Source organism: Malaciobacter pacificus (genome assembly GCF_004214795.1).
Taxonomy (GTDB): Bacteria; Campylobacterota; Campylobacteria; order Campylobacterales; family Arcobacteraceae; genus Malaciobacter_A; species Malaciobacter_A pacificus.
Genome location: NZ_CP035928.1, coordinates 1,233,812 through 1,249,582 on the forward strand (window position 1 = coordinate 1,233,812; position 15,771 = coordinate 1,249,582).

General features: G+C 28.0%; 21 protein-coding genes. 14 read left to right on the forward strand and 7 right to left on the reverse strand.

What is annotated here, in order from left to right; all coding sequences use genetic code 11:
* Position 1: 1 nt before the first annotated feature.
* Genes APAC_RS06225 through APAC_RS06255 form a run of 7 tightly spaced genes read right to left on the reverse strand, consistent with a single transcriptional unit; the run spans position 2 to position 6,127 of the window.
* Positions 2 to 742 carry a sulfite exporter TauE/SafE family protein gene (locus APAC_RS06225; RefSeq protein WP_130233289.1) on the reverse strand — a complete coding sequence of 247 codons (741 nt, stop codon included), beginning with the start codon at positions 740 to 742 and terminating at the stop codon, positions 2 to 4.
* A 2-nt stretch (positions 743 to 744) separates the two neighbouring features.
* A complete protein-coding gene (cysE, locus tag APAC_RS06230) occupies positions 745 to 1,500 on the reverse strand; it encodes a serine O-acetyltransferase (RefSeq protein WP_130233290.1) in 756 nt (251 codons plus the stop codon).
* Positions 1,490 to 3,298, reverse strand: a complete 1,809-nt coding sequence (speA, locus tag APAC_RS06235) for a biosynthetic arginine decarboxylase (protein ID WP_130233291.1) — start codon at positions 3,296 to 3,298, stop codon at positions 1,490 to 1,492. The genes cysE and speA overlap by 11 nt, the downstream gene beginning before the upstream one ends.
* Positions 3,298 to 4,524, reverse strand: a complete 1,227-nt coding sequence (hisS, locus tag APAC_RS06240) for a histidine--tRNA ligase (protein ID WP_130233292.1) — start codon at positions 4,522 to 4,524, stop codon at positions 3,298 to 3,300. The genes speA and hisS overlap by 1 nt, the downstream gene beginning before the upstream one ends.
* Positions 4,517 to 5,083, reverse strand: coding sequence for a dTMP kinase (tmk, locus tag APAC_RS06245; protein ID WP_130233293.1), 567 nt, complete (start codon positions 5,081 to 5,083; stop codon positions 4,517 to 4,519). The genes hisS and tmk overlap by 8 nt, the downstream gene beginning before the upstream one ends.
* On the reverse strand, positions 5,068 to 5,571 hold the full coding sequence (gene coaD, locus APAC_RS06250) for a pantetheine-phosphate adenylyltransferase (RefSeq protein ID WP_130233294.1): 504 nt from the start codon (positions 5,569 to 5,571) through the stop codon (positions 5,068 to 5,070). The genes tmk and coaD overlap by 16 nt, the downstream gene beginning before the upstream one ends.
* A gap of 1 nt (position 5,572) precedes the next feature.
* Entirely contained in the window at positions 5,573 to 6,127 is a 555-nt protein-coding gene (locus tag APAC_RS06255; protein WP_130233295.1) for a UbiX family flavin prenyltransferase, read from the reverse strand.
* Positions 6,128 to 6,339: 212 nt separating this feature from the next.
* Between APAC_RS06255 and APAC_RS06260 the strand changes: the two genes are divergently transcribed.
* From APAC_RS06260 to APAC_RS06325, 14 genes are all read left to right on the forward strand, one after another.
* The gene (locus APAC_RS06260; RefSeq protein WP_130233296.1) at positions 6,340 to 6,981 is read left to right on the forward strand and encodes a recombinase family protein; all 642 of its coding nucleotides are present in this window, start codon (positions 6,340 to 6,342) and stop codon (positions 6,979 to 6,981) included.
* Positions 6,982 to 7,077: 96 nt separating this feature from the next.
* Entirely contained in the window at positions 7,078 to 8,043 is a 966-nt protein-coding gene (locus APAC_RS06265) for a YeiH family protein (protein WP_130233297.1), read from the forward strand.
* Between the two features lie 58 nt (positions 8,044 to 8,101).
* Positions 8,102 to 8,551 (forward strand): 50S ribosomal protein L9, encoded by a 450-nt coding sequence (gene rplI, locus APAC_RS06270; protein ID WP_130233298.1) that lies wholly within the window; start codon positions 8,102 to 8,104, stop codon positions 8,549 to 8,551.
* Positions 8,552 to 9,088, forward strand: coding sequence for an ATP-dependent protease subunit HslV (gene hslV, locus APAC_RS06275; RefSeq protein ID WP_130233299.1), 537 nt, complete (start codon positions 8,552 to 8,554; stop codon positions 9,086 to 9,088).
* 6 nt (positions 9,089 to 9,094) lie between these two features.
* Positions 9,095 to 10,423, forward strand: coding sequence for an HslU--HslV peptidase ATPase subunit (gene hslU, locus APAC_RS06280; RefSeq protein WP_130233300.1), 1,329 nt, complete (start codon positions 9,095 to 9,097; stop codon positions 10,421 to 10,423).
* 62 nt (positions 10,424 to 10,485) lie between these two features.
* Positions 10,486 to 10,791 (forward strand): hypothetical protein, encoded by a 306-nt coding sequence (locus APAC_RS06285; protein ID WP_130233301.1) that lies wholly within the window; start codon positions 10,486 to 10,488, stop codon positions 10,789 to 10,791.
* Positions 10,792 to 10,801: 10 nt separating this feature from the next.
* A complete protein-coding gene (locus tag APAC_RS06290) occupies positions 10,802 to 11,590 on the forward strand; it encodes a TatD family hydrolase (protein ID WP_130233302.1) in 789 nt (262 codons plus the stop codon).
* 121 nt (positions 11,591 to 11,711) lie between these two features.
* Complete coding sequence (locus APAC_RS06295; protein WP_130233303.1) at positions 11,712 to 12,611, forward strand: septal ring lytic transglycosylase RlpA family protein; 900 nt, start codon at positions 11,712 to 11,714, stop codon at positions 12,609 to 12,611.
* 11 nt (positions 12,612 to 12,622) lie between these two features.
* On the forward strand, positions 12,623 to 13,195 hold the full coding sequence (gene hisB, locus APAC_RS06300; RefSeq protein ID WP_130233304.1) for an imidazoleglycerol-phosphate dehydratase HisB: 573 nt from the start codon (positions 12,623 to 12,625) through the stop codon (positions 13,193 to 13,195).
* Positions 13,192 to 13,689, forward strand: coding sequence for a KdsC family phosphatase (locus APAC_RS06305; RefSeq protein ID WP_130233305.1), 498 nt, complete (start codon positions 13,192 to 13,194; stop codon positions 13,687 to 13,689). The genes hisB and APAC_RS06305 overlap by 4 nt, the downstream gene beginning before the upstream one ends.
* Complete coding sequence (lptC, locus tag APAC_RS06310; protein ID WP_130233306.1) at positions 13,680 to 14,210, forward strand: LPS export ABC transporter periplasmic protein LptC; 531 nt, start codon at positions 13,680 to 13,682, stop codon at positions 14,208 to 14,210. Before APAC_RS06305 ends, lptC begins: the two co-directional genes overlap by 10 nt.
* A 10-nt stretch (positions 14,211 to 14,220) precedes the next feature.
* On the forward strand, positions 14,221 to 14,694 hold the full coding sequence (gene lptA / locus APAC_RS06315; RefSeq protein WP_130233307.1) for a lipopolysaccharide transport periplasmic protein LptA: 474 nt from the start codon (positions 14,221 to 14,223) through the stop codon (positions 14,692 to 14,694).
* Positions 14,694 to 15,305, forward strand: a complete 612-nt coding sequence (gene yihA, locus APAC_RS06320) for a ribosome biogenesis GTP-binding protein YihA/YsxC (protein WP_130233308.1) — start codon at positions 14,694 to 14,696, stop codon at positions 15,303 to 15,305. Before lptA ends, yihA begins: the two co-directional genes overlap by 1 nt.
* On the forward strand, positions 15,286 to 15,747 hold the full coding sequence (locus APAC_RS06325; RefSeq protein WP_130233309.1) for an N-acetyltransferase: 462 nt from the start codon (positions 15,286 to 15,288) through the stop codon (positions 15,745 to 15,747). The genes yihA and APAC_RS06325 overlap by 20 nt, the downstream gene beginning before the upstream one ends.
* Positions 15,748 to 15,771: the final 24 nt, after the last annotated feature.

Here is a 15,771-nt window from a genome sequence, read left to right on the forward strand (position 1 = left end):
ATTATGATATAAATGTTTTATATATCATTATAATAAGTATTAAAATATTTAATATTAAGATATATTTTTTATAAGAGTTTGAATTTATAGTGTGTTTAGCTTTTATTCCAAAAAATACGCCAATTAATGAAGCTATACCTACAATGGCACCTTCTAAAAATAGCATATGCCCATGTAAAGACATTGATGTAAATCCAGCAATTGAAGAAAATATTACGAAAAATAGTCCTAGTGAAGTTGCAGATTTTAAATCATATCTTAAAAATCCTACTAATATTGGTGTTAATAAAATAGAACCACCAACACCTATACTCATAGCAAAAATACCAATTACAAAACCTATAATAAATAAAACTAATTTATTTTGTTTTTTAGATTCTTCATTGTGTTCAGCAGGGGAGAAGAAAATTTTTACAATTGAGAAAATTAAAATCCCAATAAAAATATATTGTAGAGTTTCATTTGATACATTTGAAACAATTAAACCACTTTGAAGACCACCTACAAAGCCTCCAATACCAATAATAATTCCATCTTTTAATACATTTTTTGCTTTTTTAGCATTTAAAAATGAGCCATAAATTGAACTAAATACCATTTGCATGATAGAAATCGCAATTGCTTGCTTCATTAAAAACCCAGCAAGCAATAGCATTGGAACAAGAACCATTCCTCCCCCAACTCCAAAAAAGCCAGAGATAAATCCTGTTAATACACCAAATAGTAAAAGTTCAATAATCATATTTATTTCTTTTTAATAGAATTCATAGCATTTATAAATTTATTATAATCTTCTTCAAGTTTTCTATCTTTATCACTAACATCAATTCCATCTTCTTCTTTTAAAGCAGTCTCTAAAACATGGATTCTCTCTATTAGATATTTAAACATCTCTTTGTTAATATCTGGTAAATCAGCATGATCAAGTTTACAATTTTTGTTGTCTTTTTTTATAATTTTAGCTGGAACTCCAACTGCTGTTGAATTTTTAGGTACATCACAAACAACAACAGAATTAGCACCGATTTTAGAGTTTTTACCAATAGTAATATTTCCTAAAACTTTTGCACCGCTTCCTATAACAACATTTGATTTTATAGTAGGGTGACGTTTCCCTTTATCAAGACTTACTCCACCTAAAGTTACACCTTGGTAAATTAATACATCATCTTCAATTATTGTTGTTGCACCAATTACAACTCCAATTGCATGGTCAATAAAAACTCTTCTACCAATAGTTGCAGCTGGATGGATATCTGTTTTTGTAAATAGTGAAGAAATACCAGTTAATGCTCTTGAAAGTTTCTTCCAGCCTTTATTATATAACCTATTAGAAATTCTGTGATTTATAATAGCCCAAACACCAGGGTAATTAAAAAATAGTTCAAAACTTGAATCTAGTGCTGGATCATTTAATTTTGGAACAGAAAAATCTTCTTTTATTTGTTGCCATAAAGATAGTTCTTCTTTTATTTTATTATCTTTTTCATTATTCGTCATAATAACTCCATATAGTTTTTAAATAACTATTTTCATTTAAATATTTTTCTAGTTTTATAAATATATCTTGCTTTAAATTTGCTTTTAAAATTGACTTCATCTCTTCAGTATCATAATCAATATCTTCTAAAATATCTATCACCTTTTGAGATTCTATGATTTTTTCTAATATAACTTCATCATTTTTAAATACTACATTTACTTCTGTTGGATGAGAAAATAAATTATGTTTCATTCCTAATGTATCTTGATATGCTCCAACATTGAAGAATCCTAAGAAGTAGTCCTCTTTATTTAAATTAATATCATGCAGATATAAAGGTTTTTTCATATCAAATGGCAGCTCTCCATCACTATCACATGTAATATCCCATAAAGAAGCACTTCTTGTAGGTTTTTTATTTAGATGTGTAATAGGCATTATTGGGAATTCTTGATCTATTCCCCAATAATCTGGAAGAGATTGAAACATAGAAAAGTTTAATAGATATTTTTCTTGAATATTTTCATCAATTCTTTTTAACTCTTCTGAGTCTTCAATCTCTAAAAGTGTGATTGCTTTTTTAATAATTTGATGTGTTAAAATTTCTGCATTTGATCTATCTTGTAAATCAATATAACCTAAATCAAATAGAGTTAAAAGAGACTCCATATGATCCATACTATCATGCATATACTCATAAGCAGTTCTTTTTGTCATATCTCTGTGTAAATCATGTAATTCTTGAATTAATGGTGGATTTGTCTCTTTTAATTTTAAATGATCTAATTCATATTCTGAAGAAAATAGTTCTAAAACAGGTGTTATTAATACAGTTGAGGAAGCACTAATAAATCTTCCTGATTCAGTGAAAATATTAGGCTCTTCTACACCTTTTTGTTTTGCAATCTCTTTTAATGTAAATACTACATCATTTGCAAACTCATTTAATGAGTAAAATCTAGTTTTTTCATAAGCACTATATTCAACAGCCAATCCTCCACCAATATTAATTGATGTTAATCCAGTAGCTCCAAGATTTTTAAGTTCGGCATAAATATGTCCAGACTCTCTTAAAGCTTTCTTTAAAGGCTTTATTGAATTCATAGCAGAACCTATATGAAAATGAATCATTGTTAAATGATTAACCATATTATTGTCTTCCATTAATTCATAGGCTTCAAGTATTTCAGTTGATGTTAATCCAAATTTTGAATTAATACCTCCACTTTTCGCCCATAAGCCACTTCCACCACTATGTAGTCTAACTCTTAACCCTATATTAGGAGAAGACATTTTAGTTTCTTTTAATACCTCTATAATCATTTCCAGTTCATTTAAACCTTCTATGATTACTGTAATGTTATGTCCCATACTTTTTGCAATGAAACAAAGGTGTATCATCTCTTTATCTTTAAATCCATTTATTGTAATAGGTGAGCCAATAGCATTATATGTCATAGCAATTATAAGTTCTGCTTTACTACCTGCTTCTAGTCCATATCCATATTTTTTACCACTTGCAATTAGGGGATGTATAAAGTTGGGTAATTGATTTACTTTTAAAGGGAAAACAGCATTAAAACTACCTTTATAATCATAAGTTTTGATACTAGTATTAAATGTTTTGTATAAAGTATCAATTTGTTTTTGCGTAATATGTGGAAACCTAAGAAGTAAAGGACCTTTAAAGTCCTGCTCTCTGATTTCTTTAACAATAGAAATAAGTGATGGTTTAGATTTATGATTTACTTTTGCTAAGCCATTTTCAATAATAAAATTATTATCACTCCAGTTATCAATACCGTAATTATTCACTAAAAATCCTCAAGTTTTAAATTTTGTTCTTCTTGTGTTGTAATATTTTTTACAAAAATAGTACCTTCATTTAACTCTTTTTCACCAATTAAAGCAACAATATTTGCTTCTACTTTTTCTGCAAGTTTAAAGTGTTTACCAAAACCTCTTGGTGCATACTCAACAAATGTCTTAGTTGTTTTTCTTTTCTTATTTGCCATTTTTAATACTGTATTTAAAGAAGGTTCATCTAAAGCACCAATATAAATTATATCTTCTTTTGTTTCTTTCATTTTTACTAATTCAAGTAATCTTTCAATACCAATTGCAAAACCTATACCAGCAGTTGGTCTTCCACCTAGGAATTCAACTAATCTATCGTATCTTCCTCCACCAGCAATTGCACTTTGTGCTCCAATTTCATTACTAACAAATTCAAAAGCAGTTTTAGAGTAATAATCTAATCCTCTAACTAAGCTTGTATCAACTTCATACTCTACACCATTAAAGTCTAAAATTTCTTTTAACTTTTCAAAGTCACTATCGCAAGATTCACATAAATTATGAGTGATTCTTGGAGCATCTGTTAAAAGCTTTTGGCAGTTTTCATTTTTACAGTCAAGTACTCTAATTGGGTTTGTAGAAATCCTTCTATTACAGTCTTCACATAGTTCATCTTTAATATCTGTTAAATAGTTAACTAGATTATCTTTGTACGGTGGCATACATACATTACATCCTAAAGAATTTAGTTGTAATTTAAAGCCAATCTCAAAGAAATCTAAAATGTCTTTTATCATCATAATGATATTTGCATCTTCTAAAACAGAATCAACTCCAAATACTTCACAACCAAATTGATGAAACTCTCTTAGTCTTCCTTTTTGAGGTCTTTCATATCTAAACATAGGTCCATAATAATACCATCTGTAGTTTCCTCCAGCTCGGTCTAACTTATGTTGTACAAAGTGTCTTACAACTCCAGCTGTTCCTTCAGGTCTTAAGCATACGTCATTTTCACCCTTGTCAATAAACTGATACATCTCTTTATTAACAATATCACTACTTTCTCCAACTGATCTTTTAAATAAAGCAGTTTCTTCTAATAGTGGAGTTTCAAGGTAACTAAAACCATAGTTTTTAGCTATTCTTGAAGCATTTTCAACAAAATAAGTAAATAAAGTGCTCTCTTCATTTACAATATCTTTCATTCCTCTTAAGCTTTGTATTGTTTTTTCTTTAGACATTTAAAAAATCCTCTATCTTTTTTTCAATTTCTTCTATTTTTAAACTTGCATCAATTGCAATATAGTTTATATTTAGTTTTTCAAGTGTTATTTTCATTCTATTTTGAATATTAATTAGATAATCAATTCCTCTTAATTCTATAGAATCATTCTCTTTTTGAGAAAGTCTAAATTTTAGTTCTTCAGGTGTTAATTCTAATAAAATTACATGACTTGGGAGTATATTCTCTGTTGCAATTAAATTTAAATCAACTAATTTATCAATATCAAGTTGTGAAGCATAGGCAATCCCCGATATTACAGACCTATCAGATATGATTGTATTATTAATATTGGGCTTTATTACTTCTTCAATATGTTCAGCTCTATCCGCTAAAAAAAGAAACATTTCTGCAATTTTTGATTTTGCTTCACCACCTAAAGCCATAGCTCTGAGTTTAACTCCAAGTTGTGTTCCACCTGGCTCTTTTGTAAAAATTGCATCTTTGAATTTTTTTTGTAATAAATCAAGTTGTGTTGATTTACCAGCTGTATCAATACCTTCTATAACGACATACATTTCACAACTTCTTTAGGAACTAAATGTTCAAATTTACCATCAAATCTAATAATTTCTCTAACTATTGTTGAAGAAACGAAAGCATTTTCAAGTGTTGGCATAAGATACAAAGTCTCTATTTTATTGTTTATTGATGAGTTTGCATAACCCATTTGTAGTTCAAATTCAAAATCAGAAACAGCTCTAAGTCCTCTAATGATAGTATTTACTCCAAGTTGTGTTGCCAAATCTACAAGTAAAGTGTCAAAGCCAACAACTTTTACTCCTGGAATATCTTTAGTTGCAGCAATTACAAACTCTTCTCTTTCATAATGTGAAAACATAGGTTTTTTAAGTTCACTTTTTGCAACAGCTATAATAACTTCATCAAATATATTAGCTGCTCTTCTAATAATATCTAAATGACCATTGGTAATAGGGTCAAACGTGCCACTGTAAATGGCTTTTTTGTGTGATTTAACACATTCAGTATTTTCTAAATTTGACATCTTACTCCCATCTTTTGTATAAATTATTGTTTATTTTTAACATATCTAACCATTTACCAATCATAAAATTTTCCATATCTTCAAGTGATTGTTGATTTGAATAATATCCTAAAACAGGAGGAGCTATAGTAACCCCAAGTTTACATAGTTTTAGCATATTTTCTAAAGCAATTTGATTAAGAGGCATTTCTCTTGGGGAAACTATTATCTCCCTTTTTTCTTTTAACATAACTGTAAATGCTCTTGTTATTAAAGAATCAGAAATTCCTACGGCACATTTTGCAAGAGTATTCATAGAACAAGGTAGTATAATCATTTTATCTATATGAAATGAACCAGATGCTATACAAGCCCCAATATCACTATCTTTTAAAATTGTAATATTTTTATATCCATCAAATAGTTTTCTTGCTGAAATTTTTGTTTCAAGTTTTAAAGCTCTTTTTGCACTGTTTGAAAATACTAAAAAAACTTCAATATCTTTAGGTAGTTGTTTTACAAATCGAATAGCTAGATTTGTTCCACTAGCACCTGAAATAGCTACAGTTAGTTTCAATCTTAAGCCTTTATGTTTTATTAAGATAATCAAGATAATAGCGAAAAAAAACTTTGAATTCAATCACATTTTTTACCCATATTTTTTATTGTAATTTAAGCTTTTATTAATATTATAAATGTTAACATTATGTATAAATATAAAATATATTAAATATAACATTATGTTTGTAAAAATATTTTATATATAATATTATGTAAAAGGAATTTGCTATGAGTAATATTTTTTCTTATGTAAGAGTTAATAAAAATAATGAATCGTATACACAAAAGCAAAAGGCGTCAATAAGTAAATATATTGATCAACATAATATTTCTATTTACAAAGAGTTTGAAATTGAAATTTCAAGTTCAAGTGAAGAAAAAAATATTTTAGAATTATTAAAAAACTGTGAAAAAAACTCTACTCTTTTGGTTTCGGATTTAAATGTATTTGGAAGAAGTATTGAAACAATTTTAGAGATTGTTAAATTTTTACTATCTAACAAAGTGAGAATTTTAGTAGTAAATCAAAATCTTGATTTAGTTGATGATAAAGATATGCTTACTCAAATGATTCTTGGTGTTATATCTATGACTATGAATTTAGAAAAAGATTTAATGAGTCTAAGAACAAAAGAAGCATTAAGTGTTAAAAAACAAAATGGAATTGCATTAGGAAAACCTAAAGGTACAATTCAAAAGTCAAAATTTGATGAACAAAGAGATAAGATTGAAGAGTTATTACAACTTGGATTATCTGTTAGAAAAATTGCAAAACTTCTTGGTTATAACAATCATATAGGATTGAATAACTATGTTAAGAAGAGAAAGATTCGAGAAAATTTGCCTAATACTCTTAATATTGCAAGTTAATAAACTTCAATATTAAGAGTTTCTTATACTTACTAATTAATATAAACTTATCTTACTAAAAGTTTAAATTATAAAAAAATTTTATATAATTCCGCCATGGATAAATTATACGGAATTTTTTTATGTGTTGTTATTGCCCTAGGTGCAATATTCCTTTCAAATTACATAATAATAGGCTCAGTGGCAATAGCAGTTATTTTAGGCGCTTTAATTGGTAATACAATGCCATTAAGTTCAAAATTTAATAGCGGTATAACTTTTAGTGAGAAAACACTTTTAGCAATAGCAATTTCTCTATTAGGAATTAATTTAGATTTTAATATTTTAATGCAACTAGGTTTTAATACAATCATAATTATTATTCTCTCTTTAATTGCAACTATATTCTTTGGAACTTATATAGCAAATCAAAGAAATTTTGATAAAACATTTGCTCAAATTTTATCTATTGGTAATGGTGTTTGTGGAAGTGCTGCTATTGCTGCAACAAAAGATATAGTAAAACTTGATAAACAAAAAGCTGCTTTAGCTGTTGCAATTGTTAATTTATTAGGAACAGTAGGATTATTTATTTTACCAATCATAGGATTGCTTCTTGGTTTAAATGATGTTGATATGGGAATTTTACTAGGAAATACCCTTCAATCAGTTGGTCATGCAATTGCAGCTGGGTTTAGTGTAAATGAAACAGTAGGTCAAAGTGCAACAATTACTAAAATGGGAAGAATACTACTTTTAACACCAATTATCATTTGGCTTATATTTCAGGTTTCAAAAAATAGTACAACACAAACAAGTTTAAAAGAGAAAATTAGCGTACCTTTTTTTATTGTTGGATTCATAATTACTTCAATTTTAGCAACAAGTGGAATTTTACCAAAAGAGACTATTGATTTAATTTCAAATATAAGTGAATTAACTCTTATCATCGCAATGAGTGCCATTGGTTTAAAAATTAGTTTTAATGCTATTAAACAAAGTGGATGGGATGCATTTGTTTTAGCAGGATATATTTTTAAATTTCAAATTATTTTAACAATATTATTAATTGCTATTTTATAATTTCTAATTAATACAGGCTATTGTAGAATATCACCAATAAAATTGAATTGGAGATATTGTGAAAGTATTATTAATTAAAGATGTTAAAAGTTTAGGTAAAGCTGGAGAGATTAAAGAAGTAAAAGATGGATATGGAAAAAACTTTTTAGTTGGTAAAGGTTTTGCATTACATGCAACTGATGAAGTTATTGCTGAGTATGAAGCAAAACAAGCTGAACTTAAAAAAATAGAAGCTGAAGAAATAGCAGCAGCTAAAGAACTTGCAGAAAAATTAAATACTACAAAACTTACTATTAAACATAAAATTGGTGCAAATGGCCACTTAATTGGATCAGTTACAAATAAAGAGATTAGTGAATCATTAAATGAAGAGTTTGGAATAGATATTGACAAGAAAAATATTTCACTAAAAAATAAAATAAAATCAGCAGGTATTTTTGAAGTAGATTGTAAATTAGGTCATGGTATACATGCAGATTTAAAAGTAGATGTAATTGGAGTTGAATAGATGTTTGATGCTACTACGATACTTGCATACAAAGGACCTAATAAAGCAGTAATTGGAGGTGACGGTCAAGTTACTTTTGGTAATGCTATTTTAAAAGGTAATGCTACAAAAATTAGAACTTTATATAATGGAAAAATTTTAGCAGGATTTGCAGGAAGCACTGCTGATGCATTTAATTTATTTGATATGTTTGAAACACATTTAGAAAATACTAAAGGTGATTTATTAAAAGCTGTGATTGCATTTTCTAAAGAGTGGAGAAAAGATAAAGTGCTAAGAAGACTTGAAGCTATGATGATTGTATTAAATAAAGATAATATTTTTATACTTTCAGGAAATGGTGATGTAGTTGAACCAGAAGATGGGGCAATTGCTTCTATTGGAAGTGGTGGAAACTTTGCAATTAGTGCCGCGCGTGCTTTAGCAAAACATGCAAATATGGATGAAGAAGAGTTAGTTAAAGAATCACTTATGATTGCAGGTGAACTTTGTATTTATACTAACCAAAATATTAAGATTTTAAAACTAGAGGATTAATAAAAGATGGATTTAACACCAAAGCAGATAGTTGAATATTTAGATGATTATATTATTGGTCAAAAAAATGCTAAAAAAACTATTGCCTTAGCTTTAAGAAATAGATTTAGAAGAATGAAAGTAGAACCTACACTTCAAGAAGAAATTATGCCAAAAAATATTTTGATGATAGGAAGTACTGGTGTTGGTAAAACTGAGATTGCTAGAAGATTAGCAAAAATGATGGGATTACCTTTTGTAAAAGTTGAAGCTAGTAAATATACTGAAGTTGGTTTTGTAGGTCGAGATGTCGAATCAATGGTTCGAGACTTAGTTTATGAATCAATTAATCTTGTAACAAAAGAGTATGAAGAAAAAATCAAAGATAAAATTGAAGAAGAAGTAAATAAAAAAATCATTGAAAAATTAGTACCACCACTTCCTGATAGTGCAAGTGATAGTGCAAAAGAATCATTTATTAAAACATATAATGTGATGGAAGAGAAACTTCTAAAGGGTGATTTAGATGATAAAACTATTGAGATAGAAATCCCTAAAAAGACTCATGTAGAGATTTTAGATTCTAATATGCCTTTAGATATGAGTTCTATGCAAGAGAGTTTAAATAAAATGCTTGGTGGACTTAATAAAGAGAAAATAAAAAAAGAAGTGAAAATTAAAGATGCTAAGGTTTTATTAAAATCAAGTGCAAGTGAATCTTTACTTGACCAAGAAGCAATTAAAATTGAAGCGATTAAAAGAGCAGAATCAGGTGGAATTATTTTTTTAGATGAAATTGATAAAATTGCATCAGGTAAATCAAATCAAAATCAAGACCCATCAAAAGAGGGAGTTCAAAGAGACTTACTTCCAATAGTTGAAGGAAGTTCTGTTCAGACAAAATTTGGTCATGTAAAAACTGACCATATTTTATTTATAGCAGCAGGGGCATTTCATGTATCTAAACCAAGTGATTTACTGCCAGAATTACAAGGACGATTTCCTTTAAGAGTTGAGTTAGAAACTTTAGATGAAGATGCTTTATATAAAATTTTAACAAATACTAAAAATTCACTTCTTAGACAATATAAAGCTTTATTAGAAGTTGAAGAAGTAGAGTTAGAGTTTGATGATGAATCAATTAAAGCTTTTGCAAAATATTCTGTGACTGCAAATAATAAAACAGAAGATATTGGTGCGAGAAGACTTCATACTGTTATTGAAAAAGTTATTGAAGATATTTCATTTAATGCTGATGAAATGAAGGGACAAAAAGTAATAGTAACTAAAGAACTAGTAGAAGAAAAACTAGATACTATTGTGGAAGACGACGATTTAGCTAAGTATATATTATAGGTCTTTAAAATTAATAATTTTTTAGATAGAATATATCTATTAATAATTTAGGGGAGTTGGTTATGGATATAATTACATTTAATGAGGTTGATGAATCATTATTTAATAGTGAGTTTAAGGTTGAACACTTTCATACAGGAACTAGTATGAAAGCTGATGTTGTGATATTGGATATTAATACGATATTTGAATTTGAAGAGAATAAAGCTGAAGTTACAAAAGATAAATATGTGTCAATTGCAGTAATTGAAGATGAAAGTGATTATGATGCTTTCAAGAATTTTGGAATTGATGCATGGATTTTAGCAAGTGAAATTTCTCAAATTAATAATATAGTAAATCTAGTAAATAAAAGATTTTTATCATAAGGGATAAGTTATTATTTTAGATACACACTGTCATTTAGACAATGAAAAATTTTATGAAGATATTGATGAAGTTATAAAAAATGCACTTGAACATGGAGTTAAAGGTTTTTTAATTCCTGGTGCTGATTTTGAAGATTTACCTCAAGCTGTTAAATTAGCTGAAAAATATGATGAAGTATTTTTTAGTGTAGGAATACACCCTTATGATTGTGATTCTTATGATGAATCAATAATGGAAAAATATGTAACTCACCCTAAATGTATTGCTATTGGTGAATGTGGTTTAGACTACTTTAGACTCCCTGAAGATGAAGAAGAAAAAAGACAAAATATAGCAAAACAAAAAGAGGTATTTATATCTCAAATAGAGTTTGCAAAAAAAGTAAATAAACCTTTAATAGTACATATAAGAGAAGCATCAAATGATTCAAGACAAATTTTAATGGATTATAATGCAAAAGAAGTTGGTGGAGTATTACACTGCTTTAATGCAAGTGAGCATCTACTTCCATTAGCTGACCATGGATTTTATTATGGAATTGGAGGAGTATTAACTTTTAAAAATGCTAAAAAGTTAGTTGATGTTCTACCTAAAATCCCAAAAGATAAATTAATAATTGAAACAGATGCTCCATATTTGACTCCTCATCCCCATAGAGGAAAAAGAAATGAACCATACTATACAGTTTTTGTAGCTGATAAAATGGCAGAATTACTTAATATGCCAAGGGATGAGATAGAAAAGCTTACTACAAACAATGCTATAAAATTATTTAATGAATTTTCTAGAATATCTTAGATATAATATATACTATTTAAGATACTAGAAAGTTTATTTACAAATACTCAAATATATTCTTACTATAAGCTATTACAGAGTTGTTTAAATTTAAACTTTATTAAAAATTTAAAGGTACTTTATGTCTAAGAATAATAATCTATTTTTTCAAAGTATAGTTGCAACTGTTATTTTAGGTGTAGCTTTTTCTGGATGTTCCTCAAAAAAAACTAGACTAGCAAGTAATACAACAATCAATAAGTTTTATAAAGATACTAATAATACAAAGATTAAAAACTCAAGAAATATGCATAAATATACATTAAGACCATATAGTGTTTTTGGTATAAAATATTATCCTTTTGTGGCTAATGTAGGTGATGAATTTACAGGGATTGCATCTTGGTATGGTCCAGATTTTCATGCAAAGAAAACTTCAAATGGTGAAACCTATAATATGTACGCTTTAACAGCAGCACATAAGACTCTACCCATGAATACAGTTGTAAGAGTTGATAACTTAGAAAATGGTAAATCTGTAATTGTAAGAATCAATGATAGAGGACCTTTTGTAAAAGGCAGAATAATTGACTTATCAAATAAAGCTGCCCATGCTATTGATATGGTTAGAAAAGGTACAGCTAAAGTAAAAGTTACTGTATTAGGATATAATGGTGAAATAAATAATCATAATGCGCCTACTGTAGCTCATGTAAAACAGATACCTGTTGAAACTAAACCAAAGGTTATTGATGTAGGTGAAGCTATTAACCCTACAACAATAGAAGAAAATACTGTAACACCTTCTAGTGTAGGAGCATATAATATTCAAGTAGGAGCCTTTTCAAAAGCTCAAGGTGCTATTGAAACAAGAGATAAATTTCAAAGTTTATACCCTTCAAATAAAGTTGAAGCAAAAAGAGAATTTACGAATGGACAATATTTTTATAAAGTATTTATAAAAGGGTTTTCAACAAAAACTGATGCAGAAGTATTTAAATTAGAAAATGGTTTAAATAGTTCAATGATAGTAAAAGATTAAGGAAAAAATTAATGGTAGAAGTTAATAGAAAAACAAAAGAAACAGATATTAGATGCAAACTAGATATTAATGGGACAGGAAAATCAAATATAAATACAGGTGTTGGTTTTTTTGACCATATGCTAGAAGCTTTATCAAAACATAGCGGAATAGATATTGATTTAACTTGTGATGGCGATTTACATATTGATGCTCATCATACAGTTGAAGATTGTGGAATTGTTTTAGGACAAGCTTTAAAAAAAGAGATTTTCCCTATTGAAGCTGTTGAGAGATATGGAAATGCAACTGTTGTTATGGATGAAGCATCAACAACTTGTGCTTTAGATTTATCAAATAGACCTTTTTTAGTATATGAAGTAAATGTTAGTGGAAAAGTAGGTGAGTTTGATGTAGAACTAGCTGAAGAGTTTTTCCATGCTTTAAGTGGAAATGCTGGATTAACAGTTCATATCATAAATGAAAGAGGAAGAAATAAACACCATATTTTAGAAGCAAGTTTCAAAGCATTTGCTGTTGCTCTTAGACGTGCTTTAGTAAAAAATGAAAAACTTGGAATTCCAAGTACAAAAGGTGTTTTATGATTAAGTTAATTGTTTTAGATGTAGATGGAACACTAACTGATGGAAAAATCACTTACTCAAATAGTGGAGAAGAGACTAAATCTTTTGATGTAGCTGATGGTTTAGCAATTGCAGTATGGACAAAGAAATTTGGAAATAAAGCAGCAATTATTACAGGTAGAAAATCTGATATTGTTGAAAAAAGAGCTAAAGAGTTACAAATAACTCATCTTCATCAAGGTATAAAAAATAAACAAGAAGTTTTAGAAAAAATCCTTGAAGAAGAGGGAATTGATTGGTCAGAAGTTGCTGCTATTGGTGATGATTTAAATGATTATCACATGTTAAAAAAAGCTGGACTTTCTTTTACACCTGCAAATGGTAGTCACTATATTAAAGATATAGTTAATGTTGTTTGTAAAAATAAAGGTGGAGAAGGTGCAGTTAGGGAAATGATGGAATATATTTACAAAGAAGATGGATTAGAAGAGGATTTTCTTAACGCATGGATATAAAACTATTTATTAGTGCACTTTTAGGTGTCTCTACTTTTGCATATTTCTTACCTGTTGAAAATTTAAAAAAAAGTAATGAAGATAAAGATATACCTTTAGTTATTTTTGAAAAACCTTTAATGTATTCACTAACGCAAGATGGAGTAAGTAGGGTTATTCAATCTTCTCAAGCAGTTAGATATAATACAAGAGATGAGTTATTTGATGCTAATATTTTGGTGAAAAATGAATTAGAGAATAAACAATTTCAAGTAGAGAAATTTAATGCAGATATAATTATAAAAAAAGATAGTTTATATACTTTGATTGATAATGTAAAATATGAAAGAGATAATTTTGCAAAATTGAAAACTAATCAAATGTTTTATGACGAAAAAAAAGATATAGTTTATAACAATAAGAGTTTTGAAGGTAATTATTATAATAGTAAATTAAAAGGAACAGATTTATATTTAGATCTAAACAATAAGACTTTTAGTGCAAAACAGACTCATTTTGAAATAGATATGAAAAAGAAATAAAGGGATTTAAATGAAATATTTAGCTAGTTTATTATTAAGTTCTACACTGCTATTTGGAGCTAGTGAACAACTTATTATTGATGCAAAAAATTTTGAAGCAAGTGATAAAGAAGGTGTTTCAACATTTAGTGGTAATGTAAAAATACAAATGGGAAAAGATAAATTAAATGCAGAAAAAGTAAGTATCTTTTTTAATACAAATGGTAAAAATCCCACTAAATATGAAGCAACAGGTAATGTAAATTTTGAATTTAATACAAAAACAAAAAAGTATATAGGAAAAGGAAATAAAGTAGTTTATTCACCTTTAAAAGAAGAATACACAATCATAGGAAATGGTTTTTTACAAGAAAAAAATGATAATAGAAAAATCTATGGTGAGAAAATCTATGTAAATCAGCTAAGTGGTGAAGCAAAAGTGAGTGGAAGTGATAATAAACCAGTTAGATTTATTATTGATGTAAAAAGAGGTGAGGGAAACTAATGAAAATAGTTGATGCACAGTTTTTACAATCGGCCCAAAGTGTAGCTGATTCTCCAAGTCCCGATAGAGCAGAAGTTGCTTTTCTAGGTAGGTCTAATGTTGGAAAGTCTTCATTATTAAATACTTTAACAAATAGAAAAGGTTTAGCTAAATCATCTTCTACTCCAGGTAAAACTCAATTGATTAATTATTTTGAGATTAAGTTTAAAACTGAGAATGAAGAACTACCATATCTATATGCTAGGTTTGTCGATTTACCAGGGTTTGGTTATGCAAAAGTTGCAAAAACTTTAAAAGCTGCTTGGAACAAAAATTTAACAGGTTATTTAGAACAAAGACCTAATTTGCAGATATTTGTTCATTTAATTGATGCAAGACACCCAGATCTTGCAATTGATAAAAATGTTGATGAGTTTTTAGGAAACATTAAAAGAGGTGACCAGATTATTATTCACGCTTTTACAAAAATTGATAAATTAAAACAGAATGATTTACAAAAATTAAAAAGAGCATACCCAGATGGAATTTTCATCTCAAATCTTAAAAAACGTGGTATGATAGATTTACAAAATAGAATTACAGGATATTTATTTGGAAATGAAATTTTATAAGCCAACAGTAGCTGATATTCCTTCTATGCAAGAGCTTGTTAAGGGTGAAGTAGAGAAAGGAAATATTTTATTAAGAACTGCTGATGAAATGGCAACAACAATTAGATCTTATACAGTTGTTTCAGTTGATGGGAAAATGGCGGGATTTACTGCAACTCATATACACTCTCCAAGACTTGCGGAAGTGAGAAGTTTGGTTGTTGGTAAAGATTTTAGAGGTCTAAAACTTGGGAAAAAACTTGTTGAAGCTTGTATTGAAGAAGCAAAATCTTATGGAATAGAGCAAGTTTTATCCTTAACTTATGAAAAAGGTTTTTTTGAAAGTTGTGGCTTTAGAGAAATCTCAAAAGAGGATATTCCTGAGCAAAAAATTTGGGCAGATTGTATTAGATGTAAACACTTCCCAATTTGTGATGAAGTTGCCATGGTAATTGATTTATAAATTTCTCTTTTTTGAGAAATTTAT